Below are 448 nucleotides of genomic sequence, written 5' to 3'. Positions count from 1 at the left end.
GCAACCCTTATCTTTAGTTGCCAGCATTTCGGATGGGAACTCTAAAGAGACTGCCGATGACAAATCGGAGGAAGGTGGGGATGACGTCAAATCATCATGCCCTATATGCCCTGGGCTACACACGTGCTACAATGGAAGGTACAAAGGGAAGCAAGATAGCGATATTAAGCAAACCTCAAAAAGCCTTTCCCAGTTCGGATTGTACTCTGCAACTCGAGTACATGAAGATGGAGTTGCTAGTAATCGCAGATCAGAATGCTGCGGTGAATGCGTTCCCGGGTCTTGTACACACCGCCCGTCACACCATGGGAGCTTGTAATACCCGAAGCCTGTGAGCAAACCGTAAGGTAGCAGCAGTCGAAGGTAGGATAAGTGACTGGGGTGAAGTCGTAACAAGGTAGCCGTATCGGAAGGTGCGGCTGGATCACCTCCTTTCTAAGGAAACAAA

Annotated in this window: 1 rRNA gene; it reads left to right on the top strand. The window is 49.3% G+C overall.

The annotated features are described in order from the left end of the window. Positions 1 to 435: ribosomal RNA gene (locus HMPREF2801_RS01705) — 16S ribosomal RNA — on the top strand; the annotation flags it as partial. Between the last annotated feature and the right edge of the window lie 13 nt (positions 436 to 448).

The sequence above is a fragment of the Peptoniphilus sp. HMSC062D09 genome (genome assembly GCF_001811425.1).
GTDB lineage: Bacteria > Bacillota > Clostridia > Tissierellales > Peptoniphilaceae > Peptoniphilus_A.
This window is presented reverse-complemented; position numbering and strand designations above follow the sequence as displayed.